Raw genomic sequence first — 25,109 nt, 5'->3', positions numbered from 1 at the left:
CCCTTTTAATGCGCCCCGTTGCCCAGATAGCTCAGTCGGTAGAGCAGGGGATTGAAAATCCCCGTGTCGGCGGTTCGATTCCGTCTCTGGGCACCAAATACCGAAAACCCTGAATCGCAAGATTCAGGGTTTTTTTATGCCTGCGATTTGACGAGGGCTGTTGCCGCCCCAAGGATTCGCGATACCTTGGCCGCCCCTTACGGAAGAGGGTCCCCCCCGCGATGAACCAGAAACGAACCCGCATCCCCCTGCCGCATCCGCCGCCCTATCGCCCAAGCCGGGTGACTTACTGGCTGACCGTTCTCGTTGCCGTGCTGATGGCCTTCGCCATCAGTGCATCGATCTGGATGCTGATCGACAGCTGGGTCACTGGCTACATCACCACCAACAATCGCGGCCCGCGCAGCACCTACACCCTGGCCCTGCAACCTCGGCGGTTCTGGATTGAGTTTGTGTGGCAGAGCATAGGCACTGTTTTTTTGCTGGTGATCGGGGTGTTCGGGTTATGGGCTTATCGCAAAGCGCAGGAGTCTGTGGAAAAACCCAAGGGCAAGCGCACAAAGCGATAAACCAGGGCTGCTTTCAGAGGGCGTTGACGTAATCGACTGGCAGCAAGACCGTGTCCACTGCAGCATCTACCGGCAGGGACACCACCGTGATCAGCGGGCAGACGATCATGATGTAACAGATGACGGCATGGGGCATGCCGTCTCCCCCTCTCACGCCAAGCAAGTGCAAGTTGCCATCAACACCTTTGTAGTAAGGCTCTGCAGAGTCACCGTTCAATCGCCCGATCATCGTTCCACAACCGGCCAGCATCAACACCAGGCCCACCACTGAGCCAATACGCAAAATCCTTTTCAAACCAGCGCGTCCTTAATCACCAAACATGAGGCGCGGGATTGTACCCGCGTCTCAACTTTGCAATCACACTGATCGCTATCCCGCTTCATTCCAGCGGAACACCAGATTGCGCCGTTATGACGACTCCCGGGCTGTTGCAGAGCACAACAGTTACCTTTTGCTTGATCAAAAGCGCGAGGGCCGCGTTCTAGAAAGATTTGAACTTGGCGCTCGTACGAAATGGACTACAGACCGAAGCCACCTGAAACGCTTTCACCAGCAACTTCCTGCAACAACGATCCCGTCTTCCTGCTGACTTCACAGCCTCGCCCGACATCCCTGGCCAGCGACTGCCGGCATGCTTGCGCTCCTTTTTCCAATGACGTGGAAGACCCGATGAGCAAGCTTGAACCTGCCGACACGCAAGATCCGAAAATCGATTCATTGCTGGGCGATCTTGGCGAACTGATTCGCCAGGCTCGGCAAAAAGTGCTGCGTGTGGTCGATACGATTCAGGTTCAGACCTGCTGGCAGATTGGCCGGCATATTGTCGAGTTTGAACAGGAAGGCGCCCGGCGGGCCGGGTATGGCCAGCAGTTGCTGGCAACACTGGCGAAGGAGCTGACGGCGCAGTTCGGGAAAGGCTTTGATGCATCGAACCTTCGTTACATGCGCCTGTTTTATCAAGCATTTCCAATTCGTGACGCACTGCGTCACGAATTGAGCTGGACCCACTATCGCAGGTTGCTCAGGGTCGAAAGTGAAAAGGCTCGCCAGTGGTATATGGACGAATGCGCCACCCTCAACTGGTCGAGCCGCGCCTTGGATCGCCAGATCAATACGCTCTACTACGAGCGCCTGCTAATGAGTCGGGACAAGGCAGGCGTGATAGAGGAAGCTACCACCAACATCGCCGCACTGAACTGCAATCCACGCGAGTTCATCCGCGACCCCGTCATTCTCGAATTTCTCGGCCTGCCATCTCCGGGCAAGGTCAATGAAACGGGGCTTGAGCAAGCGCTCATCGATCATCTGCAGAGCTTCCTGCTGGAACTGGGCAAGGGCTTCTCTTTTGTGGCTCGACAACAACGCATAAGCGCCGGCGGTTCGGATCTGTACATCGATCTGGTGTTTTACAACTACCTGCTCAAATGCTTCGTGATCATTGACCTCAAACGTGGCCAACTCAGCGCACGCGATGTGGGGCAGATGGATATGTATGTGCGCATGTACGACGAGCTCAAGCGCAGTGAGGGTGACAAACCGACCGTCGGGATCATTTTGTGCGCGCAAGATAACGAGGCGGTCGCGCGTTACTCGATCCTCAAAGGCAATGAGCAACTGTTTGCCAGCAGTTACAAAACAGTACTGCCCAGCGTGGAAGAGTTGCGAGCGGAGCTGCAAAGAGAACAAGCATTGATCGAGGAACGCATGCTCTCTGAATCCACCGAATAAACGCCGCGGATTGTCCCTTGGGCGTGTCGAGACTATCGTGGGCAGCATCCCGCAAAGGTCGAGCACCATGAGCTGTCAGGACACGCCCCCATTGCAAGCTGCGCAGCGCAAGCCGCCATTGGCTGCCGAGCTTCAAGGTGATCAGTTCAAGGAAACAGCCGCCGACGGTTTTGTCCTTGGTGGTTTTACCTGGCGTCATGCCCTGCCCGACATCCAGCGCCCGGTGGTGATCATCAACGCCGCCACTTCGGTGCGCTGCCGTCATTACTCGCGTTTCGCTGATTATCTCTTCGCCAATGGCTTCGACGTCATCACCTACGATTACCGTGGCATCGGAGAATCTCGACTCGGTTCGGTCAAAAGCCTTAACGCCTCGTGGACAGACTGGGGCGCGCTGGATTTCGAGGCGATGCTCCGGCGCGCAAAACGGGAATTCCCGGGGCAGCCAATCGATGTTGTCGGCCACAGTTTTGGTGGCTGCGCGGCTGGCCTCGGTGAGTCCGGACAGGTCATCCGACGGCTGGTCAGCGTCGGCGCGCAGTTCGCCTACTGGCGCGATTACGCGCCTGAACAGCGCTGGCGGATGTTCGGCAAATGGCATCTGCTGATGCCGCTGTTAACGCTGTTCTGCGGCTACTTCCCCGGCAAACGTCTCGGCTGGCTGGAAGACACGCCGGCAGGCGTAGTGCGCGACTGGAGCACGCCCACTGCGCGTTACGAACGTCGTCCAAGCGGCAGAGCGATGTTGGCGAGAACAGGCCAACTGCCCTTTGCCAACGTCCGCGCACAGACCTTGGCGATCAGTATCAGCGACGACCCTTACGGCACGATTGCAGCCATCGAGCGCCTGCTCAGCTACTTCAGCCATGCGCCAAAAACCCACCTGCGCATCGCCCCACAGGACATCGGTGAGCAACAAGTCGGACATTTCGCCTTTTTTCGCAGCGCATACCAAGCCACACTATGGCCCATCGCTCTGAACTGGCTGCAAACCGGCAAACTGGCCCCCGACACCCCGGGGCGGGAAGTACCGCGCAGCTGAGCCTCATTCAACGCACGACGGAACACACCATGGCCTCCGCCAACAAGCAGCAAAAACGCGCCGCCCGGGCCAAAACCAAGGCCAAGCAGAACCGCACCAAACGCGCCGAGGCGCCGGTCGAGCTGGACCCGAACGATGACCGCATCGACTTCGAATCGGTGGACCTGACCGAGCTGTTCAAGAAAATGATCGACGCCGAGAAGATCAGTCAGCAAGCGATGTGCACCGCATTCCTCGAAGACCCGCTGCTGGAACTGGTCTACGAGCAGGAAGGCGAAGAAGGCTCCATGGATTTCATCCTCGCAGCGCTGATCGAGTATCGCCAGTGGTCGCAGGAAACCGACGAGGCCGGCGCGCTGGCGTGGATCGAATCCCCCGCGTTCCAGGCCGACTATGTGGCGGCGTCCGACGCCATCGCTGCACAAACCCAACAGAAGAACTGAGTTCCCATGGCATCCCTGAACAAGCAACAAAAACGCGCCAAACGCGCCAAGGCCAAAGCCAAGCAAATCCGTATGGTTGGCCGCAAGCCGCTGGATCAGGACGAAGACCTCGGCCACCTCGCCGAGCCGATCCCTGAATACACTCTGGCAATGTTCAGCAAAATGCGGGACGCCGAAGCCGTCAGCCGCAACGACATGCTGCTGACACTGCTGCGCGAACTGGCGTTCATCATCATCGATCACCCTGATCTGCTGGACATGGAAAACGCCGACAACGAAGGCATGGCCGCCACCCACCTGGCCGCCGACATGTTGATCGACTACCGCATGTGGGCCGACGGCATGACGATCGAAGCCGCCCAGGCCTGGCTGAGCGAGCCGCAGTTCATCACCGACTTCGGGATTGCGCTGGATACGTATGCCAAGTCAGTGGAATCGCAGGAAGAAAAGAGCGAGTAATCCGCGCTCACAAACAAAAACGGCCGCTAGTCATCACTGACAGCGGCCGTTTTCGTTTGAATAGTGCATCCCCCTTCGTCAGAAGGAAGCGTATATCCCATTGACATATCCCATCCTCTATCTATCCTTTGTTTCATCGAAAGATGGGACCTTGGGGGGTCAACTATGGAACAGACCACGATTTTCATGAGCAATCGGAGCCAGGCTGTACGGCTGCCCAAGGCAGTTGCAATGCCCGGCGATGTAAAACGAGTAGAAGTTATCGCCATTGGCAGGACACGCGTGATCACGCCTGTTGGCGAAAGTTGGGACAGCTGGTTCGATGGCGACAGCGTGACAAGCGATTTCATGGATGATCGTGATCAACCTTTCGATCAGGAGCGTGAGTCGTTCTGATGATCAAATACATGCTGGATACCAACATCTGCATCTTCACTATCAAGAACAAACCCCAAATTGTCCGGGAAGCTTTCAATCGCCATTCCGGACAATTGTGCATCAGCGCTATCACGCTCATGGAGCTTATTTACGGCGCTGAAAAGTCAGCGGCCCCGGAAAGGAATCTCGCAATTGTCGAAGGTTTCGTCGCGCGGCTGGAGGTCTTGCCTTTCGACAATGACGCAGCAGCACAGACAGGGATGATTCGATCTGAATTGGCGAAAGCCGGAACACCGATTGGGCCATACGACCAAATGATCGCAGGCCATGCGCGATCACTTGGACTTATCGTGGTGACGAACAATGTGCGGGAATTTGAACGAGTATCGGGTTTGCGCATAGAGGACTGGGTTCATCCCAACTGAGTAATCCTCACAAACAAAAACGGCCGCTAGTCATCACTGACAGCGGCCGTTTTGTATTACGCGCTACAGATCAGTTCAACACCACCGCACCACGTTTTTCCTGCTTGCGACGGCGTGACACCAGCAGACCGGTCGCCACTACCATCAGGCTCAGCAGGCCGGTGGCGAGGATTTCCACGCGGTGCGCTTCCTGGAACAACATGATGGTCAGGGCCGCGACGATGAAGATGATCACCGCGTAGGTCAGGCCCGGGAACAGCCACATGCTGAAATCGATTTTCTCGCCACGGGCCATGCGCTGTTTGCGCATCCGCAGTTGCGAGAACGCGATCACCAGGTACACCAGCAGTGCGATCGCACCGGAGCTGGCCAGCAGGAATTCGAACACGGCGGCCGGCGCCACGTAGTTGGCGAATGTGCAGAGGAACGCGGCGCCAGTGGACAACATCACCGCCCAGTAAGGCGTACCGCTTTTGTTGGTGCGAGTCGACATGGCCGGTGCGTCACCGCGCTTGCCGAGGGAGAACAGCATGCGCGATGAGGTATAGAGCGCCGAGTTCAGGCAGCTGGTTACAGCGACCAGAACCACGATATCGACGATCATTTTCGCGTTCGGGATGCCCATGCGCTCCAGCACAGTCTGGTAGGAACCGAGGTTCGCCAACATAGGATCGTTCCATGGCACCAGCGCCACGACGATGAAGATCGACACGAGGTAGAACAGGCCGATCCGCCAGATTACCGAGTTGGTGGCCTTGGAAATCTGCTTGCCCGGGTCCTTCGATTCCGCGGCCGCGATGGTCACGATCTCGGTCCCCATGAACGAGAACATGGTGGTCAGAATCGCGCCCAACACCGCGCCCATGCCGTTAGGCAAGAAGCCGCCGCTGTCGAACAAGTGCGAAACGCCGCTGACCTGGCTGTTCGGCAGGTAGCCGAAAATTGCCGCAAGACCGAGCCCGATGAACCCGATGATCGCCAGCACCTTAACCAGCGCAAACCAGAATTCGAACTCGCCGTAGTTCTTCACGCTGAAAAGGTTGGTCACGGTCAGCAGCAGGGTGATGACCAGCGCAAACGCCCAGATGCCTACATCGGGGAACCACGCGTGCAGGATGGTCGCGGCGGCGTTGGCTTCCAGCGGAATCACCAACACCCAGAACCACCAGTACAACCAGCCGATGGTGAAGCCGGCCCAGTGCCCGATGGCACGGTCGGCATACGTCGAGAAAGAGCCGGTGTCGGGCGAAGCAACCGCCATTTCGCCGAGCATCCGCATCACCAGCACCACCAGGGTACCGGCGGCTGCATAGGCCAGCAGCACTGCAGGACCTGCGGCGGCGATGGCGTGGCCGGAGCCAACGAACAGACCGGCGCCGATAACACCGGCGATCGACAACATGGTCACATGACGCGGTTTGAGCCCCTGTTCGAGGCCATTGGAGCTTGGGGTACTGCTCATCGAAACTACCTTTGCAAGGAAAGCGATTGCGTCCGGCCCGTCCGTAATTTCATTTCCGTAAAAAGAAACCAACGGGGCGTTCCTTATTCTGCACGCAATAATTGCGCCAAAATATTTCAAACTCTTTCAGGCCGGGGCTTTGCGCGCGACCGGACAGTCATCGCAAGTCCTTGGATTTAATGGCAATCTGCCAGAGCGTTACCCTGCGACTCACTTTGAAGACGAATCCGCGCACCAGAAACACACTGAAAAATTGTGGGATGCACAATAAAAGGGCGAATCGGGAACGTTCGGCCGGATAGCGCTTCCAACACCCCGCCAAAGCTGGCAACATCGCGCCTTTTTTTACGCGACACCCACGCGATTGCACGTTCAAACACCCGTTCGGTTGTTGATGGGGCGACAGTCTGCTGTGCTGATGCGACAACCCGCCACATGCCACCCGTTTACCGCTCGTAGCGCTGTTGGCTGCCATTGAAACGCTATGCTAGCTTGGCCGCCTCGCCAGGAAGGCCATCCAACAGCAGGAGCGCAACATATATGAGGAACGCACATGGCTGAGGCCACGCCCGCGCTTGAAATCCGCAACTTGCACAAACGCTACGGACAGCTTGAGGTGCTCAAAGGCATCTCGCTGACCGCCCGCGACGGCGATGTGATCTCGATCCTGGGTTCCTCCGGTTCCGGCAAGTCCACGTTCCTGCGTTGCATCAATCTGTTGGAAAACCCGCACCAGGGCCAGATCCTGGTGGCCGGTGAAGAACTCAAGCTCAAGGCTGCCAAGAATGGCGAACTGGTTGCCGCCGACGGCAAACAGATCAACCGCCTGCGCTCCGAGATTGGTTTTGTGTTTCAAAACTTTAATCTGTGGCCGCACATGAGCGTGCTCGACAACATCATCGAAGCCCCACGCCGCGTGCTCGGCCAGAGCAAGGCCGAAGCCATCGAAGTCGCCGAAGCACTGCTGGCCAAGGTCGGCATCGCCGACAAGCGCCACGCCTACCCGGCGCAACTGTCCGGTGGCCAGCAGCAACGCGCGGCCATCGCGCGCACGCTCGCGATGCAACCGAAGGTGATCCTGTTCGACGAGCCCACCTCCGCCCTTGACCCGGAAATGGTTCAGGAAGTACTTAGTGTCATCCGCGCATTGGCCGAAGAAGGCCGCACCATGCTGCTCGTGACCCACGAAATGGGCTTCGCCCGTCAGGTCTCCAGCGAAGTGGTGTTCCTTCACCAAGGCTTGATAGAAGAGCAAGGATCGCCACAGCAGGTGTTCGAAAACCCGCTTTCGGCGCGCTGCAAACAATTCATGTCCAGCAACCGCTAACGGAGCAACATGCATGCAGAACTATAAAAAGGTCTTCCTGGCTGCGGCCGTCTCGCTGGCGTTCAGCGCCGGTGCCATGGCCGAAACCCTGAAGATGGGCATCGAAGCGGCTTACCCGCCGTTCAACAATAAAGACGCCAGTGGCAACGTGGTCGGCTTCGACAAAGACATCGGCGACGCCCTGTGCGCCAAGATGAAAGTCGAGTGCACCGTAGTCACTTCCGATTGGGACGGCATCATCCCGTCGCTGAACGCGAAGAAATTCGACTTCCTGATCTCATCTTTGTCGATCACCGAAGAGCGCAAAGGCGCGGTGGACTTCACCGACCCGTACTACTCGAACAAGCTGCAGTTCATCGCACCGAAAAACGTCGACTTCAAAACCGACAAGGACTCGCTCAAAGGCAAGACCATCGGTACGCAGCGTGCCACGCTGGCCGGCACCTGGCTGGAAGATACCTACGCTGATGACATCAAGGTCAGCCTCTATGACACCCAGGAAAACGCCTACCTCGACCTGACCTCCGGTCGCGTCGACGCCATCCTCGCCGACAAGTACGCCAACTATGACTGGCTGAAAAGCGACGCCGGCAAGAACTACGAGTTCAAAGGCGACCCGGTCGTGGAAAGCGACAAGATCGGCATTGCTGTGCGCAAGGGCGATCCACTGCGCGAGAAGCTGAACGCTGCACTGAAGGAAATCGTCGCTGACGGTACCTACAAGAAGATCAACGACAAGTACTTCCCGTTCAGCATCTACTGATCCTGACCTGCGGAACTGGCGCCGTGATTCAACGGCGCCGGCTCCCGACCTTGCCTGCCGCGATTTGAAAAGAAATCCATGATTATCGACCTTTACGGATTCGGCCCGGCGCTCGCCGCTGGCGCGCTGATGACCGTCAAACTGGCTCTCTCGGCCCTGTGCCTGGGTCTGGTGCTCGGTCTGCTCGGCGCCTTGGCCAAGACTTCCCCGTACAAGCCGCTGCAATGGCTTGGCGGCTTTTATTCAACCCTGGTGCGCGGCGTCCCGGAATTGCTCTGGGTACTGTTGATCTACTTCGGTACGGTCAACCTGATGCGCGCGCTCGGCGAGTTTTTCGGCAATCCCGATCTCGCACTCAGCGCCTTCGCCGCCGGCGTCATCGCGCTCGGTTTGTGCTTCGGCGCCTACGCCACGGAAGTGTTTCGTGGCGCAATCCTCGCCATTCCCAAAGGTCACCGAGAGGCCGGCGTGGCCCTGGGCCTGTCGAAATGGCGGATTTTCACCAAGCTGATCATGCCGCAGATGTGGCGCATCGCCCTCCCGGGCCTGGGCAACCTGTTCATGATCCTGATGAAAGACACCGCGCTGGTGTCGGTGATCGGCCTGGAAGAAATCATGCGTCATGCACAGATCGGCGTGACCATGTCTAAACAGCCGTTCACGTTCTATATGGTTGCTGCGCTGATGTATCTCGGCCTGACGGTGGTGGCGATGATCGGCATGCACTTCCTGGAAAAACGCGCCGCCCGCGGCTTTGCGAGGAGCGCTCAATGAACTGGGAAGTCATCATCAAGTGGCTGCCGAAACTGGCGCAGGGCGCGACCCTGACCCTGGAACTGGTGGCCATCGCCGTGATTGCCGGCCTGTTACTGGCGATCCCGCTGGGCATCGCCCGCTCTTCGAAGCTCTGGTGCGTGCGTGCTTTGCCCTACGCCTACATCTTCTTTTTCCGCGGCACACCGTTGCTGGTTCAGCTGTTCCTCGTCTATTACGGCCTGGCGCAGTTCGACGCTGTGCGTAACAGCCCGATGTGGCCGTACCTGCGCGATCCGTTCTGGTGCGCAACGGTAACCATGACCCTGCACACCGCGGCGTACATCGCCGAGATCCTGCGCGGCGCGATTCAGGCGATCCCTCCGGGCGAGATCGAAGCGGCGCGTGCACTGGGCATGTCTAAGCCCAAAGCGATGTTCTACATCATCCTGCCGCGTGCAGCGCGCATCGGCCTGCCGGCGTACAGCAACGAAGTGATATTGATGCTCAAGGCCAGCGCCCTGGCCAGCACCGTCACCCTGCTGGAACTGACCGGCATGGCCCGCACGATCATTGCCCGCACCTACCTGCCGGTGGAAATCTTCTTCGCCGCTGGCGTGTTCTATCTGGTAATGGCTTACGTGCTGGTGCGCGGCTTCAAGCTGCTGGAGCGCTGGCTGCGCGTCGATGCCTGCCAAGGGCGCTGAAACTTCCCACGTGCTGACGGGCGAGGATTTACTCGCCCGCTTCACGGCACTGGATACTTTTCTGACAGCGCATCAGGCGTTGTGGAAACCTCGACCGTTCACTCATCTGCAGCTTCCCTGGGAAGCGTCCTACCCGGAGCTGGCCTCATGGCTACGCGGGCGGTCGCTGCAAGATGCGGAAAATGCTCACAACAACCCTGCCAATCTTGCCGATGCGCCGGAGCCGTTCGCTTCATTGGCGGCGTTGTCGGCTGAACTGAGTGCGGTCGGAGAGTTGCCCGGGCATGCGCTGGAAGCTGCAAGCCAGCGCTTGAATGTGGATGTACCGGGGCGTAAATGGCAGCAGATCGAGGCGTTCGGCAGTCGACTATCCTTCGCATCGCAACCGACGCATTGGCTGGACTGGTGCTCCGGGAAGGGACACTTGGGGCGGCGTCTGCTGAGCACCGGGCAACAACTGACGAGCGTTGAGTACGATCCGGCGCTGGTTGCCAGTGGTCAGGCGCTGAGCCAGCGTCATCAATTAAACGCGCAGCATGTTGAACAGGATGTTCTGGCGGCAGATGCTTCAGCCGTATTGAACGCACGTCACACTCCGGTTGCCCTCCACGCCTGCGGCGATCTGCATGTGCGCCTGATGCAACTGGCCAGCGCCGCCGGTTGCCGACAAATGGCAATCGCCCCGTGCTGCTACAACCGGATCAATCGCACGGAATATCAGGCGTCATCCTTGGCCGCCTCGGGATCGCTCCTACGGCTCTCTCTAGAAGATCTGGCGCTGCCGATGAGCGAAACCGTCACCGCCGGTGCCAGAGTCCGACGCCAACGCGACACCTCCATGGCAAGACGCCTTGCATTTGACTTGCTGCAACGGCAACTGAGCGGGATCGACCAGTACCTGCCAACCCCTTCGCTACCCAGCGCCTGGCTGGAAAAAACCTTCGCCGATTACTGCCGAGATCTGGCAGCGCTCAAAGAGTTATCCACAATCGGCTCGCAGGATTGGCCAGCGGTGGAGGCGGCCGGTTGGCAGCGGTTAGCCGAAGTTCGCAACCTGGAATTACTTCGCGGATTATTCCGACGACCACTGGAGCTTTGGCTAAATCTGGATCGAGCACTTTTCCTAAGCGAACAGGGATACATCGTGCGCCTTGGCACCTTCTGCGATGCACCGCTCACACCGCGCAATCTCCTGCTGCTCGCAGAACGTGCTTAAAACACTCCAGCCTGTGGATAACTCTGTTGATGAAATTCTGATGGATCCAATATCCACGGCTGTTTCGAAGCCTTAACACTACTGGTCATTTTTTGTTCACATAAATAAAAAACCAGTAAAACAGGGATTTGCGAACAAAATGAGAACGCGTCCACAAATACTCGCACTTGAGCGCGGGCACGCCGATCAGTTGTGCATAAGCTTCCATTCAAAACGGCATAAATCACCTAATACGAGGCAGATCTGACAGAAAAAGTCCCCGCCTCAGGCGAGCAATACAGACCTTGAAAGTGCCTGTTTTCAAGGGTGAAAACCCAGAGATTTCGCCTTCGTTGAGCTTGATCCTGCACCGGCGTAAAAATAGTCTGAATTCAGGGGTTTACAGATTTAACCCAATCGCTATAATCGTCGCCCACACGCCGGTATAGCTCAGTTGGTAGAGCAACTGACTTGTAATCAGTAGGTCCCGGGTTCGACTCCTGGTGCCGGCACCATACAAAACGAAGCCCCTGCAGAAATGCAGGGGCTTTGTTGTTTCTGGCGTGTTTATATTTTTGGCGCACCGTCTTCAGTAACAATAGACCCTCACTGCGGACTCTTCAGTCTCTCGCGATCCAAACCCTCACGCTTGTGCCTCGTAATATTCGCAAGAATTGAGCAAGGCGCTAATCGATGATGTGGTGAAATTAATGGACGCGCCGCCAGGTAAACCGTTGATGTAAATCACCCGCGTGAAGCCCTTGCTGCTGCGAGGGCTTTTTGCATTTCAGACCTGACTGATCTCCAACACAAACGAAATCCTCCTCTGGCTCGCGCTCCACACATAACGCAGATGTTTGCCCTGCTTGGGAATCGAAACTGCCGGTGGCCGGAACGCAGCGACGCATTCGTGTCCGGCTAAGCGAACGCTGTTGTAAAGCAAACCCCAGGATTGGGCTTCACGTAGCTGCCGGGCAAATGCCTGAGAAGGGCCGTAGGCATCCGGATCAGGATTGTGCAGGTTCGGATAGTCGTGGCGAATGTCGTGCAGCGGTTTGACGACTCGGTTGACGTAGGTGCGCATGGTCAATTCGAGGTCTGCTTCGTTGGTGGCTGCGAGAAAGCGTTCCTGGTGATAACAGGTTTCGGCGATAGCCGCGGCCTGGCTGCTGGCGGCGTAGTAAACGCCGAAGGTGCCGTCGGTAAAGCGGCTGCTTTTGCCGATGTGCGTGAACGCAGCCATCACCGGGGTCGATCCGGGGCCTGAGAGCCGGTCTTCCGGGCGCACCCGATCAAGGACTCCCGCCTGGGCGATCAGACGATCGTTGGTCAGCGCTTCGAGGGCGTAGGCAATTTCCAGGTCTTCAGGGTCGAGCACGTCTTCGAACAGCGCAATTGGCGGGAAGCTGCTGTTAACGATCCGGTAGGCACGCGGCCAATGCGGATCAGCCAGCGCTGGCGCGCTCAACCGCGCACTCCATCGAGATAGCGTCGTACATCGGCGATATCGACCACGCGTCCGGCCAGCATGTAGTCCAGAGCGGTTTGCCCATTAAACGGCGCGGCAGTGTTCGGGCTGCTGACCCACGTATAAGCGCGTTCGCGGCTATTGCTGAAGATGATGCTCAACGCCTTGTGAATGCCCATCAGGTAGGAGATGCGCTCAAGGGTGTCGTGGGGTAGGCGAACGTTTGGCGGCAGGTGTTTGTACTTGTAGAACGTGGTGTTGCCGACACCGCCGAGCAATGTGCGTTGCTGCTCGGCGTTGCAGCCCCAGCGCTCCATGAGGTTGAAGAAAAACTTCAGCGCGACGCGGCCTGCTTCGGGGGCGTCGAGTTGTTCGCGCGGGTTGAGGGCTGGGGTTGAGGTGGGCATGACCGCCTCCTGACGTGAATTTAACTTACCTTCACTCTAGACCACATCCGAACCATTATCTGAAAATTATTCGTAAGCGAAGAAAATTACGAACAGAGCAGTGACTGTAAAAACTCGACATCAACGCGACTTTATATCTGTACTAGTTGAACAACTCCGAGTGACTCCCCAAATCAACAAACGTGATCAGGTCCGGTCGAGTGTTTTCATAGATCATCAGAAAATCGCCACCGATATGGCACTCGCGGAATCCCGACCAATCTCCGGTCAGAGCATGATCCAAATATTCAGGGGGTAGCTGATCAGCTAAAAAAAGCATCACCATCACATTCCTGACTTCGTTCATATCGCGCCTTCCAGCGCGTTTATAACGCTCCCACGACTTCTTGAACTCGGACGTTTGCATACACTGTTTCGGCCGTTCAGCGCGCTTTTGTGTTTTCTCCGGTTTCGCCATCAGCAGCCCTCAGCATGTCGTCTATCGAGTCGAAACGCTGGCGAATATCTCGGGCTTCCATCATTGCGCGGGCCGTTTTCTCTGAGGGCACACGTACCTCAAAGGGCAGTCCCTGGGTCGCAACAACCTGGCGCAGAAAAAGTCGCATGGCATCGCTAATGCTGAGCCCGCAAGCGTTCAAAACCTCGGTCGCGCGCGCCTTCAAATCCTCATCAATGCGGCAACGCACATCCGTGGTTTTCAGCAGTGCAGTCATTTTCAAATACCTCTTGTGGTTTTTTGTAGCTACATCAGCGCTACCTCTGCATTGTGGTCGGGTGGATCTTTGGCGGTCAATGCGAAGTTGATAGACGGTTTTTCATAGGTCCGCGTCGCATCCCGAACGTCTATTTCATCTGGTTTGACAGACAGACGCTATCAGCCAAATCTCCGCTTCTCCGAAGAATCGTCTGTGCCTGTTACAGGCAAAAACCACTTCCCCTGTCAGTCACTTCCCCTTTGAAAACCTCAACTTTTCCCCAAAGCCCCGAACTTTTTTTGACCCCAATCACCCCCGAGTCATCAAAAACCCCGATCCTGTGTCAGCCTCCAGCCATCGGCGGGGACATCAATTCGCTACTAAACCCGCGACAACTATGCTCAGGTGCAGGAATATAGCCGGCATATGACACCGGACCGGTCGTCTCGTAAACAACAATACCCAGCCCACTTCAGAGGGCATTACCCATGGATAGCAGAACCTTACGCAACCTCATGCGCATCGTGCAGACCGGCTCGTTGTCGGCCGCAGCCGAGCATTCGTGCCTGACCGTGCAGGCATTGGCCGCGCAGTTGAACAAGGTCGAAGAGCAGTTCGGTTTCCGCTTGTTTCGTCGCTCCAACAAAGGGCTGACGCTGACGCCGCAAGGCACCGAGCTGACGCCTTATATGGACAGAGTGCTGATTGCCACGCGACAGATGGAAGAAAAAGTCGAGGCGCTCAAAGTGCCGGGGCAACGCACGTTGAAGGTTGCGTTGAACAACACGTTGTCGCCTGACTTCAATCGGCGAATGATCGGACGCCTGATTGAGGTGTTTCCCGATTATCAGATGGAATTCAGCTACGCCGAGTCGATGGAAAACCTCAGCAAGCTGAAAAATGAAGACTTTGACCTCGGGGTGCTGATCGGCCCGCAGCGTCCGGGTTTGCCAAGCATTGTCCTGCCGGATGTACAGGTGCAGGTGGTCGGCGCGCATTGTGGGCAGGAGAATGATCCGCTGACGTTGCTGGGCAACAAGTTTCAGGTGCGTCCTGCGGAAGATTGTCCGTATTCCCACAGCTTCTTGCGCTTTCTCGACGCCGGGCTGGGCAATCACGAGAACGGTCAACGCATGGTCTATTCCTGCAGCGAGACCCTTACGCTATCGCTGATCACGCAGATGGATGCAGTTGGCATGGTCTCCCGCGAGGCCGCGCAGAAGAACGGCCTGACGATCTTCCCCGGTTTCGAGGATTTCCTTGAGGTGCGGCTGGCGATCAACAACCCGGACCTGTCGAACCAGGCGTTGAGCGACGTGGTCGATCTACCGCTACATGAGCGAGCCGAGCGCAATGTACGCAGCCGTCCCAACCGCCACACTGAGAAAGAGGTTTTTGCTGAAATACGCACATAACAACGTCGGAATCGCAGCATAGAACTCCGGGCGATCGAGCTGTATGTGCTGATCCTTGATCAACAAGGGAGTCAGGCTGATCGCAGCCACGATCGCCACTGGCAGGTATTCCAGCGCGCGCGCGATAAACGGCGGCCAGTGATCGGTGTTGATCTGCAAGGGCAATGCCCGTGGCAGGAAGGTCACGGCCATCATCAGCGCGACCACCAGAATCAGGAACGTTTGGTCAGGCATACACCCACTCCGCAGCCCACAAACGTGGCGATAAACACATTAAACGGCGAGCTGCCGACCAGGCTCAGTGCTCCCATGCAAACCACAGCAGCCGCGGCGGCGATGAGTTTGTTGCGGGTGTTGCACAGTGAAACCAGCACGTAGAGCATCATCGCCGTCAGTGCGTAGTCGAGCTGATATTTGATCAAGTGCGCCGCGTACTGGGCACAGACCGCGCCGAGCAGGCCACCGAGCACCCACGAGGTGTGGCAGAACAGGTTGAAGCCAATCAGATAACGCACGTTGACCGGCGCGCCGGTGCCGAGTTTTACGCTGTGGAAAGCAAAGGATTCGTCGGTCAGGCCACCGGCGTAGCACCATCGCTCCATGCGACTGAGCCCTAACGCACGCAGGGCTTTTGCCATGTACACCGACATCAACATGTGCCGCGCATTGATCAGGAATGTGGTCAGCACAATGGTGGTCAGCGAAGCACCGCTGGAGATCAGCGCCAAAGCAGCAAATTGCGAAGCGCCGGCATACACGAACAAGCACATCGCCACGGGCAGCCAAATTGGCAGGCCCGCATTGACGGCCATCAAGCCGAACACGAACGCCACCGTGAAATACCCGGCGACCACCGGGCTGGCTTCGGCAAATGTACGCGACGGCTGATGGTTGACCATCAGCGGCGCACTGCCGGACGTTTCATTCATAGATCCCTCTCAAATGTCCGTTCGCCGTGAGGCTCGCAAAAACCCTGGGCAGCCCAAAAACGCTTGCCCGCGAGGTTAGCATCGTCGACGAACAGAAACATCCGCAACACGCCGACACGTTTCATGTCGCACGATGCCGCTTCAACCAGACGTTGACCGACGCCCTGGCTGCGATAGAGCGGACTGACCGCCAGATGATTGATCGTACCGCGACTGCCGAGCATCCCGCCCAGCACCGCTCCTACGATCTCGCCGGCCACGTCGAAGGCCAGAAAGGCCGTGGTGGTTTTCTGGATTAATACGCCGCGCAGGCACTTGGCGTCCTGCCATTCGCAGAAGGACACTTCATCGAACTGGCGGAAGAAGCGCTCCATGCGCTGCGCATCCTTGGCCGTGGCGCGCCGCAGCAGCACCGGCGTCGAGCACTCGACGCCGTCGATTGGGGTGATCTGATTAGCGAACAATGTCGAAAGCGGTCCCGGGCCGCGAGAAGGAAATCGCCAGAATCTGCCGGTACGCCATGGCATGGGTGTGCGAGTTGCGCGCCGGGGTCACGTAGTGGCGCATGTCGCGGTCGAGGAAGTAGGTAGTATCGAGAATTTCCTGGTAAGTGGTCGACGCCAGTTGATGCTCGTGGATGTCGTACAAACGACTCTCTGCACCCTCGACATTGTTGCGGCCCCAGAAGTGCACACCGCTGAACGGATAACCGTCGCAATGAATCCCTTCGGGGGTGATTTCCAGCTGTTTGCCGGGTTTGATCTCGATGCGAATTTGATGGATCTGGCACTGCCAGATTTCATCGTGCAGCTCTTCCGGCAACACGCTTTTGTACACCTCAAAGTCGGTGTCGATCAGGCTGCGCATCACCGGCGACGAAATCACCTCATCGGAAAAGTCCTGGAAGTGCCGGACCAGACCGCCGACATAGGCGTTGTTTTCCTTGGACTGCACGTACGCGCGATGTTCGAGCTGTTTCAGTTCGCGAGTCTTGGGGTTGTACTCAAAATCGCTGTAACGACGGAAACGCATGCCGGCTTCGGCTTGGCCGTAGTAACTGTCAGGCTCCATGTTTTCCCAACTTTTGGTCAGTCTGACGAAGTCGGCGAAATGACCGTAGAGATTGAAGTCACCACCCTGGACGTTGACGTATTTGTCGCGCCGTAGCGATTCGCCCACTTCTCTGTTCAAAACGATCATTACCAAATTCTCCGCTGCATTGAGCGGCCTAATCTATTAGGTGCAGAATTTGCGTCCATGAGAAAGAATTTCAGGCATTTAAAGCGTTGTTTGAAACGGGGTTTGAAGCGACTGAAAAACAACTTTTACATGACAAAAACACGGGTTTTTTCCGGTTTTTACTAAAAAACCGTCGAAAAAAACCCCGAAACAGTCGGGGTTTTTTTCAAACTTTTTACACCTGATCGGTCATCAGAAGATGTTGATCGGGTAGTCCACGAATACACGCAGCTCGTTGCCGCTGACGTTGTACTCGCTGGATTTCTGCGAAACACGCAGGATCGAGCTGCGCAGTTTCACGCTCAGGTCTTTGGCCGGGCCACTTTGCACGACGTACTTGAACTGGTTGAAGATTTCGCGCTCGGTGCCGCCTTCGCTGGTGGACGTGGTGATGTTGTCGCCACGCACGTAAGCGAAGTTGTAGCTCAGACCCGGTACGCCGAATGCGCCGAAGTCCAGACCGTAACCCAGCTGCCAGCTGCGCTCGTCTTCAGCGTTGAAGTCGGACCAGTAGGAGTTGGCCAGGTAGATGGTGTTGCCACCGTCGCCTACGCGTTGTTGATCCTTCTGATAGCCGCCGTAGGCGTAGCCCAGGTTGCTGTCGCCGGTGGAGCGCTGGTGCGCCACGGTGAACGAGTGCGGGCCAGTGGCGAAAGTCGCAGCCAGGCTCCAGATCTTGTTGTCCTGACCAGTAACGATGCTTTTGCCCGGAACGGTGTTTTCGCGAACGTAGGAGCTATCCAGTTTGGTGCGATAACCGTTGAAGTCCAGGGTCAGCGACTGATCCTTGTTGAACGGCAACACGTAGTTGGCGTTCACGTATTGTTTCTTCAATACGTCTTCAACGTCGGAAGCGTACAGCGCACCTTTGAAGTGCTCTGTGAACTGGTAGCTGCCGCCTAAAACGTTGATCGACTTCAGACCACCGCTGTCACGGCCTTCATCGCTCTTGCGCGATTCGGCGGTGAAACGACCGGCGTTCAGTTCCAGGCCTTTGATCTCTCTGGAAGTGATCAAGGTACCGGTGTAGCTTTCCGGCAGCAGGCGGGAGTTGTCGTAGTTCAGCACCGGCAGGGCCGGCATCTGGTCGCCGTAGGTCAGCACGGTGTTGGAGAAGCGGAATTTCACCGCCGCGCCGGCCTTCGCTATGTCATGGTTCGCGCGACCGTCATTTTCTTGCTTGAAGAAATCGATACCACCGGCGCCGCTACGGCCCTTGCCGCCATCCAGACGCAGTGCGTACAGACCGAAAGCGTCCACGCCGACACCAATGGTGCCTTGGGTGAAACCGGACGAGAACGTACCGATGGCCGCTTGGCCCCACTCGGCTTTATCGTCGTTACCGTCTTTGTAATCACGATTGATGTAGGCATTACGCAGCAGTACTTTGAGGCTGCTGTCTTCTTGAAAACCCTTGGACTCGGCCTGGTCGTTAGCCATGGCCTGTGTAGCGCTCAACATCCCCAGAGCGATCAGGCTGATTCGCTTGTTCAACATTTTATTTTCCTTATTTCGGGTTGAAACGCGCTGTGTCGAACGGCTGAAACGGCGCTATTGCGCTCTTTTTTCACCCCGAAACAAAAAGGCCCGCCCACGACAAAGTCGTGGCGGGCCTTCTTATTATTTTTGAGTCATGGCGGTTGGCCACAGGCGTTGGGCCGAATCGTAGCCGCGCCCTTAACATTGTGTCAATTTCAAGAATCGTCTTTAAATAGGCGAAAATCGTCTAAGAAACGTAAATTTCCCGCTCACTCCTTGCACGGAAATGCGTTAAGCCAGTGAATCCCGCGCGTATCAAGCACACCCGTCAAGACCACAAAACGCAGAAGACTCTCCAGTACCATCGCTGCGAATCGCCTGACCTAACCAATCGGCAAAGGCCTGCGGCTTGCCCAGCCAAGGGCTGATATCAATAAGCGTGTAGTGGCCGTCATGTTCCAACGCGAGCGTCGGGAATCCCTGCCCGCCCAACTGAGCCAGCAGTGCGCGACTGGCTTTTATATGTTGCTCGGTATCCACGGATTTAAACGCGGGCTGAAAGATTTCCTCGGCGTAGCCCAAGTCGCTTGCGAGCTCCAGAAGGACAGATTCATCGGCAATCCGCCGCCCTTCCAGGTAATGCGCAGCCTGCAAACGCCCGAGCACTTCCAGACCACGGCCGTCGATTGCCTCTGCCGCCAAAACGGCAGCGATCGGTGGTGTCGAGTCAAAGACGGCCGTGTGATCGCGCAGCAAGCCGTCGAAATACGCTTCGCCAAAAGGCTGCCCGGTGTATTCGGCAATGCGCCGATCGTGGGGCATGACGTAATTGCGCAACTGCGGTGAAACGCTTTGGCGGTTGGCGCCGCTCATCATCCCGCCCGCATGAGCACTCACCGGCAGCACGAGTTGCGCCGCTTCCACCAGCGGCTTGGCGCCATAACACCAACCGCACAATGGGTCGTAAATGTAGTGAAGGATCATCAGAAAACTCCGGCATAAACGTGGGAAAAGTTCATGCCGGCAGACTAGTACTCAAGCCAATGCGGAAAAACGCCGGAATGGCTTTCAGACTGTTTCGTGAATCGGGCGAATTGTCCGAACGGTCAGGTTGTATCGAGACCGACACAAATTGAAACAATCACGCAAGGGAACTTTTCAGGAATAATTAACGGAAGCAAATGCAAAGCATTACCATTCACGCGTTTGATTCTTCCCAACCTTCCGGATGCGCTTTTCAATGCCTGCCCCGTTCCGTCTTACGCCCGTCACCCTTGGGCTTTCTGCTTTTCTGTCCAGCGGTTTTGCCTACTCCGCGACCGAATTACCCGCCACCGCGATCAGCGCTGAAACGCAAGCCGATGATCCGCGGGTAAAGATCAGCAACACCGCGACCCGTACTTCGACCCCGGTGCGTTATGTGCCCCAGGCCATTGATTCGATCAAAACGTCGAACGTCGCCAATTACGGTACCAACAACATCGGCGATGCCCTGAGTGGCATGCCCAACGTCAGCAGCAGCGCCGACACCCGCTTCGACAGTTTGCGTATCCGCGGCTTCGACGCCAGCAACGACTTCTATCTGGACGGCATTCGCGACGACAGCCAATACAAGCGCGACTTGCACAATATCGAACGCGTCGAAGTGCTCAAAGGCCCAGCGGCCGTGTTGTACGGCCGCGGCAGTCAGGGCGGGATCGTCAACCGCGTGAGCAAAGCGCCTGAGGCCGGCCGCCGCTCGACCATCGAAGCCCAGGGCGGCAGCGAAGATCTGCGCAGCCTGTACGCCGACCTCAGCACCGACCCGAGTGAGAACATCAGCCTGCGCCTGAACATGGGCAACATGGATGAGAACAGCTTTCGCGATGGCGTCAGCGGTAACCGCCAACTGTTCGCACCGTCGATGAGCTGGCAACTGACGCCCGACCTGAACTGGCTGGTGCAGTACGAATACAGCCGCTACAACCGCACCCCCGATCGCGGTATTCCGGGCGCGAATGGCCGGCCGGCCGATGTCGGTCGCGACACGACCTACGGCAACGATCACGACTTCATCGACGACAAGTCGCAATCGTTGCGCTCCAGACTCACTTACGAAATCAACGACAACTGGCAACTGCGCCAGACCCTCGGCGTATTCAAGCTCGACAGCGATTTCGACAACACCTACCTCACCGGTTACACGCCCGCGACCAACAAGGTCACGCGCCAGCACTGGCAGCAGGATCTGACCACCCGCAACGTCTACAACACCGTCGAACTGGAAGGTGGTTTCGATACGTTTGGCCTTGAGCATCGTTTGCTGACCGGTATCGAAATCGGCAGCCAGCGCCGCGATCCGACGTTGTACAACGCCGCCATCGGCAGAACGCCAGGCGCGCAGCCGGTGCCATCGCTCGACCTGTTCAACCCGAACCGCGATCTGCGTCACACCGGCGCCATGCAGGTCTCCAGCAGCAGCCACACCGAAGTCGAAAGCCGTGCGCTCTTCGTGCAGGATCAACTGCGTCTGAACGATCAATGGCAATTGCTCGGCGGATTGCGCTACGACACGTTTGATATCGAGTCGACCAACAAGCTGCGCAACATGACCGAAGATCGCGACAGCCACAGCACCAGCCCGCGCGTGGGCCTGGTCTGGACGCCACTGCAGAATCATTCCTTCTACGCGTCGTGGTCGAAGACCTTCTCGCCAGTGGGCGGTGGCCTGATCGGCATCACGCCGGGGGCGGCCGGCAATACCAACGACCTGAGCCCCGAGCTGACCAAGCAGAAAGAAATCGGCGTGAAGAGCGACTGGCTCGATGATCGCCTCAGCACAACGCTGGCGATCTATGACCTGGAGCTCTACAACCGTCGCACCACCGATCCCAATGATCCGACCCTGACGGTGATGTCCGGTCTGCAACGCTCGCGCGGGATCGAACTGACCGCTACCGGCAACATCGTCGGCAACTGGTACGTGCGCGGTGGCGTCGGTATGCAGGATGCGAAGATCGAGAAGGACAACAACGGTCTGGAAGGCAAACGCATCAACAACGTCGCCAAGCACAACGGCAGTCTGTTCCTGACCTGGAAACCGGAGATGGGCTGGTACGGCGAAACCGGCCTGACCCTGGTCGGCCAGCGTTATGCCGATAACGCCAATACCACCGTGCTGCCAGGCTATGGCCGTTGGGATGCGCTGGTCGGTTATCGCTTCAAGGACTGGGATTTGCGTACGGCGTTGAACAACATCACCGATCGCGAGTATTACGCTTCGGCGACCAGCGCCGCGCAGATCATGCCGGGGGCGCCGCGTAGCGTGGTGATGACGGGGACCTATTCCTTCTAATCACCTTGAACCCTGTAGGAACGAGCCTGCTCGCGAAAGCGGTGGATCAGCCAGCGAGATACTGGCTGGTCTGACGCCTTCGCGAGCAGGCTCGCCTCCACATTGAATGGGTGTGTACAAAATAACCGTGCAAAAAAAAGCGCCGCCATCCCGGCAGCGCTTTCACCAATCCCTGTTGTTTTTCTTATCCTTCCATCACAGCCCACAACGCTTCCAGTTCGTCCTCGCTGAAAAGGTCAGCGGGATAGCGCTCGATCATCATCCGGCGCGGATCAGGTACCCTGATCTGACGCGTTCCATTGGACCTCAAAAAGTGCGCGACCATCTGGAGCGATTCGCCGTTTACGGCCATGGGATGCAACGTCCGCTCGCTGACTACGTTCACTTCGGCGTTCATTTCAGCGCTCTCTCCCCGTTCGTGAGCGGCTACGTTATCCAAGGTTTATGACAGAACTGTTGAAGTTCCCCTCCCTCCCTAGTGCACCGGTACAAATACAAGAGCTGTGCCAAGGTTTGCGATTTGTCGACAAGCGGATACAAAGAGGCCCGCAGTCCTGTCGGGCTGCGGGCCTCTTTGCGCACATAGCGAACTAATCATTGCTCGGCTGATTTGCTAATCAGCTCAAGCTGTTACGACTCAACTCACTCTTTGTGCGGCGCTGGCTGCTGTTGGGTAAGGCAGTGAATATTGCCGCCACCCAGTAACAGTTCGCGGCCCGGCACCATCACCACTTCGTGCTGCGGAAACAGGTTCTGCAGAATTTCACGGGCCGGGGCATCCATTGGATCGTCGAAGCTCGGGGCGATGATGCCGCCGTTGACGATCAGGAAGTTCACGTAGGAACCGGCCAGGCGCACGCTCGGATTACGCTCCTGCGAGCCATCCACAGGATCGACGCCAGCGCACTCTTCTTCGGTCGCATACAGCGGCCCCGGAATCGGCATCTTGTGCACCGTGAACGGGCGACCCTTGGCATCAGTGCTGTTTTGCAGCACGTTCATTGCCGCCTGGCAGCGCGGGTAGTTCGGGTCTTGTGGATCATCGGTCCACGCCAGCAACACTTCACCCGGACGCACGTAGCAGCAGAAGTTATCCACATGGCCGTCGGTTTCGTCGTTGAACAAACCGTCCGGCAGCCAGATGATTTTATCCACAGCCAGATTGTCGCTCAGCACCGCTTCGATCTCTTCGCGTCCCAGATGCGGGTTGCGATTGCGGTTGAGCAGGCATTCTTCGGTGGTGATCAACGTGCCTTCGCCATCGACGTGAATCGAGCCGCCTTCAAGCACAAAACCTTCAGTGCGATAGCGCGGGCTGCGCTCGATCTCGAGGATCTTGCCGCCAACCTGCGAATCGCGATTCCACGGCGCGTACAGACCACCGTCGAAGCCGCCCCAGGCGTTGAAGTCCCAGTTCACACCGCGCACTTCGCCGTTGTTATTGATGACGAATGTCGGGCCGCTGTCGCGTACCCAGGCGTCATCGCTGGACATCTCGACCACGCGGATATTCGGCACGTCGAGGCGCGCGCGAGCGTTTTCGTACTGGCCGGCGGACACGGCAACGGTCACCGGCTCGAAACGGGCGATGGCTTTGGCCACCGCCGCGTGTGCGGCCTGCGCCGGTTTGCCGCCCAGACGCCAGTTGTCCGGGCGCTCGGGCCAGATCATCCAGGTCTGGGTTTGTGGCGCCCACTCGGCCGGCATATGGAAGCCGTCGGCGCGTGGGGTACTTTTCAATGTGGTCATCGGGATCAGGACTCCAGGGAACCGTCGAGGGTTTTCAACGCGCCGTACAGATTCGGCCGGCGGTCGCGGAATGAACCCCACGCGCTGCGAATATGTTCCAGCTCGTCGAGGTTGAAAGTGTGCACAAGAATACCTTCTTCGGTTTTATTCAGCTCCTGCACTTTTTCGCCGAACTGGTCGGCGATGAACGATGAGCCGTAAAAGGTGATGTCGTAGCCGTCCTGTTCTTCGTTGCCGATACGGTTGCTGGCGATCAAGGGCATCAAGTTTGCGCCGGCATGCCCCTGCTGCACGCGCTGCCAGTGATCGCGCGACGAAATGCTGTTGTCGTGCGGCTCGCTGCCGATCGCGGTTGGATAGAACAGGATTTCCGCGCCTTGCAGGGCCATGCTGCGTGCAGCTTCCGGGAACCACTGATCCCAGCAGATGCCCACGCCGATTTTCGCGTAACGGGTGTTCCACACCTTGAAACCGGTATCGCCCGGGTTGAAGTAGTACTTCTCGTGGTAACCCGGGCCGTCCGGAATGTGGCTTTTACGATAAATCCCGAGATTGCTGCCATCGGCATCGATGATCGCGATGCTGTTAAACCGCGCACGCCCGGCGAGCTCGTAGAAGCTGATGGGCAACACCACTTGCAGTTCTTTGGCGATTTTCTGGAAATGCTTGATTGCGACGTTTTCTTCAACCGTCGTGGCCAGTTGCAGATAGTCCGGGTTGGGCTTCTGGCAGAAGTACGGCGCTTCGAACAATTCCTGGATCAGGATGATCTGCGCACCTTTGGCTGCGGCTTCACGCACCAGTCTTTCGGCAGTTTCGAGGTTGGCTTCCAGATCCCAGGAACAGGCCATCTGAGTGGCGGCGACGGTAACGGTACGGCTCATGAATCATCTCCGGGCAATTGCTTTGAAGGTCGAGGATTCGACCGAAGAGAAAAAACGCACGCACCGGACAGCCATCGCCATGCCGGAGCAATGGCGACTTTATAGCCGATAAATATCGGCTTTAAAAGCATTTAACTATCAGCTCATCCAAAAATAACTACAAATTACCGATATAAATCCGCTTTATGTAGGAGCTGCCGGAGGCTGCGATCTTTTGCTTTTGCCTTTGAAAAGCAAGATCAAAAGATCGCAGCCTTC

29 protein-coding genes and 2 tRNA genes are annotated in these 25,109 nt (G+C 57.3%); 16 read left to right on the top strand and 15 right to left on the bottom strand.

Translation table 11 applies throughout. The features are described from left to right. Positions 1-20 precede the first annotated feature (20 nt). A tRNA-Phe gene (locus AB4P97_RS25715) sits at positions 21-96 on the top strand. A gap of 125 nt (positions 97-221) precedes the next feature. After that, a complete protein-coding gene (locus tag AB4P97_RS25710) occupies positions 222-569 on the top strand; it encodes a hypothetical protein (RefSeq protein ID WP_395601777.1) in 348 nt (115 codons plus the stop codon). 13 nt (positions 570-582) lie between these two features. Here AB4P97_RS25710 and AB4P97_RS25705 read toward each other — a convergent pair whose 3' ends face one another. Then, positions 583-864 carry a YceK/YidQ family lipoprotein gene (locus AB4P97_RS25705; protein ID WP_395601776.1) on the bottom strand — a complete coding sequence of 94 codons (282 nt, stop codon included), beginning with the start codon at positions 862-864 and terminating at the stop codon, positions 583-585. A 375-nt stretch (positions 865-1,239) separates the two neighbouring features. Between AB4P97_RS25705 and AB4P97_RS25700 the strand changes: the two genes are divergently transcribed. The 6 genes from AB4P97_RS25700 (at position 1,240) to vapC (ending at position 5,045) form a co-directional block, all read left to right on the top strand. Then, positions 1,240-2,298 (top strand): YhcG family protein, encoded by a 1,059-nt coding sequence (locus AB4P97_RS25700; RefSeq protein ID WP_042557189.1) that lies wholly within the window; start codon positions 1,240-1,242, stop codon positions 2,296-2,298. Positions 2,299-2,365: 67 nt separating this feature from the next. After that, positions 2,366-3,340, top strand: coding sequence for an alpha/beta fold hydrolase (locus tag AB4P97_RS25695; RefSeq protein ID WP_042557188.1), 975 nt, complete (start codon positions 2,366-2,368; stop codon positions 3,338-3,340). 29 nt (positions 3,341-3,369) lie between these two features. Beyond that, positions 3,370-3,783: a hypothetical protein gene (locus tag AB4P97_RS25690; RefSeq protein ID WP_042557187.1), complete on the top strand. Its 414-nt coding sequence runs from the start codon at positions 3,370-3,372 to the stop codon at positions 3,781-3,783. 6 nt (positions 3,784-3,789) lie between these two features. Further along, entirely contained in the window at positions 3,790-4,242 is a 453-nt protein-coding gene (locus tag AB4P97_RS25685; protein WP_042557186.1) for a hypothetical protein, read from the top strand. A 165-nt stretch (positions 4,243-4,407) separates the two neighbouring features. Further along, entirely contained in the window at positions 4,408-4,638 is a 231-nt protein-coding gene (vapB, locus tag AB4P97_RS25680; protein WP_042557185.1) for a type II toxin-antitoxin system VapB family antitoxin, read from the top strand. After that, positions 4,638-5,045 carry a tRNA(fMet)-specific endonuclease VapC gene (vapC, locus tag AB4P97_RS25675; RefSeq protein ID WP_042557184.1) on the top strand — a complete coding sequence of 136 codons (408 nt, stop codon included), beginning with the start codon at positions 4,638-4,640 and terminating at the stop codon, positions 5,043-5,045. The genes vapB and vapC overlap by 1 nt, the downstream gene beginning before the upstream one ends. A gap of 70 nt (positions 5,046-5,115) precedes the next feature. Here the strand turns inward: vapC and gabP are convergent, their stop codons facing one another. Further along, complete coding sequence (gene gabP, locus AB4P97_RS25670) at positions 5,116-6,507, bottom strand: GABA permease (RefSeq protein ID WP_042557183.1); 1,392 nt, start codon at positions 6,505-6,507, stop codon at positions 5,116-5,118. Positions 6,508-7,060: 553 nt separating this feature from the next. On the opposite strand from gabP, the gene AB4P97_RS25665 reads away from it, so the two are divergent. From AB4P97_RS25665 to AB4P97_RS25640, 6 genes are all read left to right on the top strand, one after another. After that, complete coding sequence (locus AB4P97_RS25665; protein ID WP_042557182.1) at positions 7,061-7,834, top strand: ABC transporter ATP-binding protein; 774 nt, start codon at positions 7,061-7,063, stop codon at positions 7,832-7,834. 13 nt (positions 7,835-7,847) lie between these two features. After that, positions 7,848-8,597, top strand: coding sequence for an ABC transporter substrate-binding protein (locus tag AB4P97_RS25660; RefSeq protein ID WP_042557181.1), 750 nt, complete (start codon positions 7,848-7,850; stop codon positions 8,595-8,597). A 78-nt stretch (positions 8,598-8,675) separates the two neighbouring features. Beyond that, positions 8,676-9,371: an ABC transporter permease gene (locus AB4P97_RS25655; RefSeq protein WP_042557180.1), complete on the top strand. Its 696-nt coding sequence runs from the start codon at positions 8,676-8,678 to the stop codon at positions 9,369-9,371. Then, positions 9,368-10,057, top strand: coding sequence for an ABC transporter permease (locus AB4P97_RS25650; RefSeq protein ID WP_042557179.1), 690 nt, complete (start codon positions 9,368-9,370; stop codon positions 10,055-10,057). The genes AB4P97_RS25655 and AB4P97_RS25650 overlap by 4 nt, the downstream gene beginning before the upstream one ends. Then, positions 10,038-11,273: a methyltransferase gene (locus AB4P97_RS25645; protein WP_042557178.1), complete on the top strand. Its 1,236-nt coding sequence runs from the start codon at positions 10,038-10,040 to the stop codon at positions 11,271-11,273. Before AB4P97_RS25650 ends, AB4P97_RS25645 begins: the two co-directional genes overlap by 20 nt. A 418-nt stretch (positions 11,274-11,691) precedes the next feature. Continuing rightward, positions 11,692-11,767: transfer RNA gene (locus tag AB4P97_RS25640), tRNA-Thr, on the top strand. Between the two features lie 272 nt (positions 11,768-12,039). Here AB4P97_RS25640 and AB4P97_RS25635 read toward each other — a convergent pair. From AB4P97_RS25635 to AB4P97_RS25620, 4 genes are all read right to left on the bottom strand, one after another. After that, entirely contained in the window at positions 12,040-12,720 is a 681-nt protein-coding gene (locus AB4P97_RS25635) for an RES family NAD+ phosphorylase (protein WP_042557177.1), read from the bottom strand. Next, the gene (locus tag AB4P97_RS25630; RefSeq protein WP_042557176.1) at positions 12,717-13,127 is read right to left on the bottom strand and encodes an MbcA/ParS/Xre antitoxin family protein; all 411 of its coding nucleotides are present in this window, start codon (positions 13,125-13,127) and stop codon (positions 12,717-12,719) included. The genes AB4P97_RS25635 and AB4P97_RS25630 overlap by 4 nt, the downstream gene beginning before the upstream one ends. A gap of 142 nt (positions 13,128-13,269) precedes the next feature. After that, on the bottom strand, positions 13,270-13,533 hold the full coding sequence (locus tag AB4P97_RS25625; RefSeq protein ID WP_234451719.1) for a type II toxin-antitoxin system YafQ family toxin: 264 nt from the start codon (positions 13,531-13,533) through the stop codon (positions 13,270-13,272). Between the two features lie 16 nt (positions 13,534-13,549). Beyond that, positions 13,550-13,840 (bottom strand): type II toxin-antitoxin system RelB/DinJ family antitoxin, encoded by a 291-nt coding sequence (locus AB4P97_RS25620; protein WP_042557174.1) that lies wholly within the window; start codon positions 13,838-13,840, stop codon positions 13,550-13,552. Between the two features lie 470 nt (positions 13,841-14,310). On the opposite strand from AB4P97_RS25620, the gene AB4P97_RS25615 reads away from it, so the two are divergent. Then, positions 14,311-15,237 (top strand): LysR family transcriptional regulator, encoded by a 927-nt coding sequence (locus AB4P97_RS25615; RefSeq protein ID WP_042557173.1) that lies wholly within the window; start codon positions 14,311-14,313, stop codon positions 15,235-15,237. Here AB4P97_RS25615 and AB4P97_RS25610 read toward each other — a convergent pair. The 6 genes from AB4P97_RS25610 to AB4P97_RS25585 form a co-directional block, all read right to left on the bottom strand. Then, positions 15,154-15,471 carry an AzlD domain-containing protein gene (locus AB4P97_RS25610; RefSeq protein WP_042557172.1) on the bottom strand — a complete coding sequence of 106 codons (318 nt, stop codon included), beginning with the start codon at positions 15,469-15,471 and terminating at the stop codon, positions 15,154-15,156. The two genes, AB4P97_RS25615 and AB4P97_RS25610, sit on opposite strands and share 84 nt — an antisense overlap. Further along, positions 15,450-16,166, bottom strand: a complete 717-nt coding sequence (locus tag AB4P97_RS25605; RefSeq protein WP_042557171.1) for an AzlC family ABC transporter permease — start codon at positions 16,164-16,166, stop codon at positions 15,450-15,452. The genes AB4P97_RS25610 and AB4P97_RS25605 overlap by 22 nt, the downstream gene beginning before the upstream one ends. Continuing rightward, positions 16,163-16,540: a GNAT family N-acetyltransferase gene (locus AB4P97_RS25600; RefSeq protein ID WP_042557170.1), complete on the bottom strand. Its 378-nt coding sequence runs from the start codon at positions 16,538-16,540 to the stop codon at positions 16,163-16,165. Before AB4P97_RS25600 ends, AB4P97_RS25605 begins: the two co-directional genes overlap by 4 nt. Before the next feature lie 79 nt (positions 16,541-16,619). Next, entirely contained in the window at positions 16,620-17,366 is a 747-nt protein-coding gene (locus AB4P97_RS25595) for a 2OG-Fe dioxygenase family protein (RefSeq protein WP_042557169.1), read from the bottom strand. 231 nt (positions 17,367-17,597) lie between these two features. Continuing rightward, positions 17,598-18,902, bottom strand: a complete 1,305-nt coding sequence (locus AB4P97_RS25590; protein ID WP_042557168.1) for an OprD family porin — start codon at positions 18,900-18,902, stop codon at positions 17,598-17,600. Positions 18,903-19,199: 297 nt separating this feature from the next. Continuing rightward, positions 19,200-19,868: a DsbA family protein gene (locus tag AB4P97_RS25585; RefSeq protein ID WP_042557167.1), complete on the bottom strand. Its 669-nt coding sequence runs from the start codon at positions 19,866-19,868 to the stop codon at positions 19,200-19,202. Positions 19,869-20,124: 256 nt separating this feature from the next. On the opposite strand from AB4P97_RS25585, the gene AB4P97_RS25580 reads away from it, so the two are divergent. After that, positions 20,125-22,218 carry a TonB-dependent receptor gene (locus AB4P97_RS25580; protein WP_395601775.1) on the top strand — a complete coding sequence of 698 codons (2,094 nt, stop codon included), beginning with the start codon at positions 20,125-20,127 and terminating at the stop codon, positions 22,216-22,218. A 184-nt stretch (positions 22,219-22,402) separates the two neighbouring features. On the opposite strand, the gene AB4P97_RS25575 is transcribed toward AB4P97_RS25580, so the two are convergent. The 3 genes from AB4P97_RS25575 to aguB form a co-directional block, all read right to left on the bottom strand. Continuing rightward, the gene (locus AB4P97_RS25575; RefSeq protein WP_042557165.1) at positions 22,403-22,615 is read right to left on the bottom strand and encodes a hypothetical protein; all 213 of its coding nucleotides are present in this window, start codon (positions 22,613-22,615) and stop codon (positions 22,403-22,405) included. A 245-nt stretch (positions 22,616-22,860) separates the two neighbouring features. Beyond that, complete coding sequence (gene aguA, locus AB4P97_RS25570; RefSeq protein ID WP_042557164.1) at positions 22,861-23,967, bottom strand: agmatine deiminase; 1,107 nt, start codon at positions 23,965-23,967, stop codon at positions 22,861-22,863. A gap of 5 nt (positions 23,968-23,972) precedes the next feature. After that, positions 23,973-24,851 (bottom strand): N-carbamoylputrescine amidase, encoded by an 879-nt coding sequence (gene aguB, locus AB4P97_RS25565; protein ID WP_042557163.1) that lies wholly within the window; start codon positions 24,849-24,851, stop codon positions 23,973-23,975. Positions 24,852-25,109 lie beyond the last annotated feature (258 nt).

Source organism: Pseudomonas sp. A1230, assembly GCF_044218825.1.
In the GTDB taxonomy this organism is placed as follows: Bacteria; Pseudomonadota; Gammaproteobacteria; order Pseudomonadales; family Pseudomonadaceae; genus Aquipseudomonas; species Aquipseudomonas iridis.
Note: the sequence above shows the minus strand (reverse complement) of the source record. Positions and strands in the feature narration are given on the sequence as shown.

Excerpts from the sequence above, each read along its gene's own strand:
- AB4P97_RS25710 (WP_395601777.1), top strand. The coding sequence starts at position 222 with ATGAACCAGAAACGAACCCGCATCCCCCTGCCGCATCCGCCGCCCTAT.
- AB4P97_RS25700 (WP_042557189.1), top strand. The coding sequence starts at position 1,240 with ATGAGCAAGCTTGAACCTGCCGACACGCAAGATCCGAAAATCGATTCA.
- AB4P97_RS25695 (WP_042557188.1), top strand. The coding sequence starts at position 2,366 with ATGAGCTGTCAGGACACGCCCCCATTGCAAGCTGCGCAGCGCAAGCCG.
- AB4P97_RS25690 (WP_042557187.1), top strand. The coding sequence starts at position 3,370 with ATGGCCTCCGCCAACAAGCAGCAAAAACGCGCCGCCCGGGCCAAAACC.
- AB4P97_RS25685 (WP_042557186.1), top strand. The coding sequence starts at position 3,790 with ATGGCATCCCTGAACAAGCAACAAAAACGCGCCAAACGCGCCAAGGCC.
- vapB (WP_042557185.1), top strand. The coding sequence starts at position 4,408 with ATGGAACAGACCACGATTTTCATGAGCAATCGGAGCCAGGCTGTACGG.
- vapC (WP_042557184.1), top strand. The coding sequence starts at position 4,638 with ATGATCAAATACATGCTGGATACCAACATCTGCATCTTCACTATCAAG.
- gabP (WP_042557183.1), bottom strand. The coding sequence starts at position 6,507 with ATGAGCAGTACCCCAAGCTCCAATGGCCTCGAACAGGGGCTCAAACCG.
- AB4P97_RS25665 (WP_042557182.1), top strand. The coding sequence starts at position 7,061 with ATGGCTGAGGCCACGCCCGCGCTTGAAATCCGCAACTTGCACAAACGC.
- AB4P97_RS25660 (WP_042557181.1), top strand. The coding sequence starts at position 7,848 with ATGCAGAACTATAAAAAGGTCTTCCTGGCTGCGGCCGTCTCGCTGGCG.
- AB4P97_RS25655 (WP_042557180.1), top strand. The coding sequence starts at position 8,676 with ATGATTATCGACCTTTACGGATTCGGCCCGGCGCTCGCCGCTGGCGCG.
- AB4P97_RS25650 (WP_042557179.1), top strand. The coding sequence starts at position 9,368 with ATGAACTGGGAAGTCATCATCAAGTGGCTGCCGAAACTGGCGCAGGGC.
- AB4P97_RS25645 (WP_042557178.1), top strand. The coding sequence starts at position 10,038 with ATGCCTGCCAAGGGCGCTGAAACTTCCCACGTGCTGACGGGCGAGGAT.
- AB4P97_RS25630 (WP_042557176.1), bottom strand. The coding sequence starts at position 13,127 with ATGCCCACCTCAACCCCAGCCCTCAACCCGCGCGAACAACTCGACGCC.
- AB4P97_RS25625 (WP_234451719.1), bottom strand. The coding sequence starts at position 13,533 with ATGCAAACGTCCGAGTTCAAGAAGTCGTGGGAGCGTTATAAACGCGCT.
- AB4P97_RS25620 (WP_042557174.1), bottom strand. The coding sequence starts at position 13,840 with ATGACTGCACTGCTGAAAACCACGGATGTGCGTTGCCGCATTGATGAG.
- AB4P97_RS25615 (WP_042557173.1), top strand. The coding sequence starts at position 14,311 with ATGGATAGCAGAACCTTACGCAACCTCATGCGCATCGTGCAGACCGGC.
- AB4P97_RS25610 (WP_042557172.1), bottom strand. The coding sequence starts at position 15,471 with ATGCCTGACCAAACGTTCCTGATTCTGGTGGTCGCGCTGATGATGGCC.
- AB4P97_RS25605 (WP_042557171.1), bottom strand. The coding sequence starts at position 16,166 with ATGAATGAAACGTCCGGCAGTGCGCCGCTGATGGTCAACCATCAGCCG.
- AB4P97_RS25600 (WP_042557170.1), bottom strand. The coding sequence starts at position 16,540 with ATGGAGCGCTTCTTCCGCCAGTTCGATGAAGTGTCCTTCTGCGAATGG.
- AB4P97_RS25595 (WP_042557169.1), bottom strand. The coding sequence starts at position 17,366 with ATGATCGTTTTGAACAGAGAAGTGGGCGAATCGCTACGGCGCGACAAA.
- AB4P97_RS25590 (WP_042557168.1), bottom strand. The coding sequence starts at position 18,902 with ATGTTGAACAAGCGAATCAGCCTGATCGCTCTGGGGATGTTGAGCGCT.
- AB4P97_RS25585 (WP_042557167.1), bottom strand. The coding sequence starts at position 19,868 with ATGATCCTTCACTACATTTACGACCCATTGTGCGGTTGGTGTTATGGC.
- AB4P97_RS25580 (WP_395601775.1), top strand. The coding sequence starts at position 20,125 with ATGCCTGCCCCGTTCCGTCTTACGCCCGTCACCCTTGGGCTTTCTGCT.
- AB4P97_RS25575 (WP_042557165.1), bottom strand. The coding sequence starts at position 22,615 with ATGAACGCCGAAGTGAACGTAGTCAGCGAGCGGACGTTGCATCCCATG.
- aguA (WP_042557164.1), bottom strand. The coding sequence starts at position 23,967 with ATGACCACATTGAAAAGTACCCCACGCGCCGACGGCTTCCATATGCCG.
- aguB (WP_042557163.1), bottom strand. The coding sequence starts at position 24,851 with ATGAGCCGTACCGTTACCGTCGCCGCCACTCAGATGGCCTGTTCCTGG.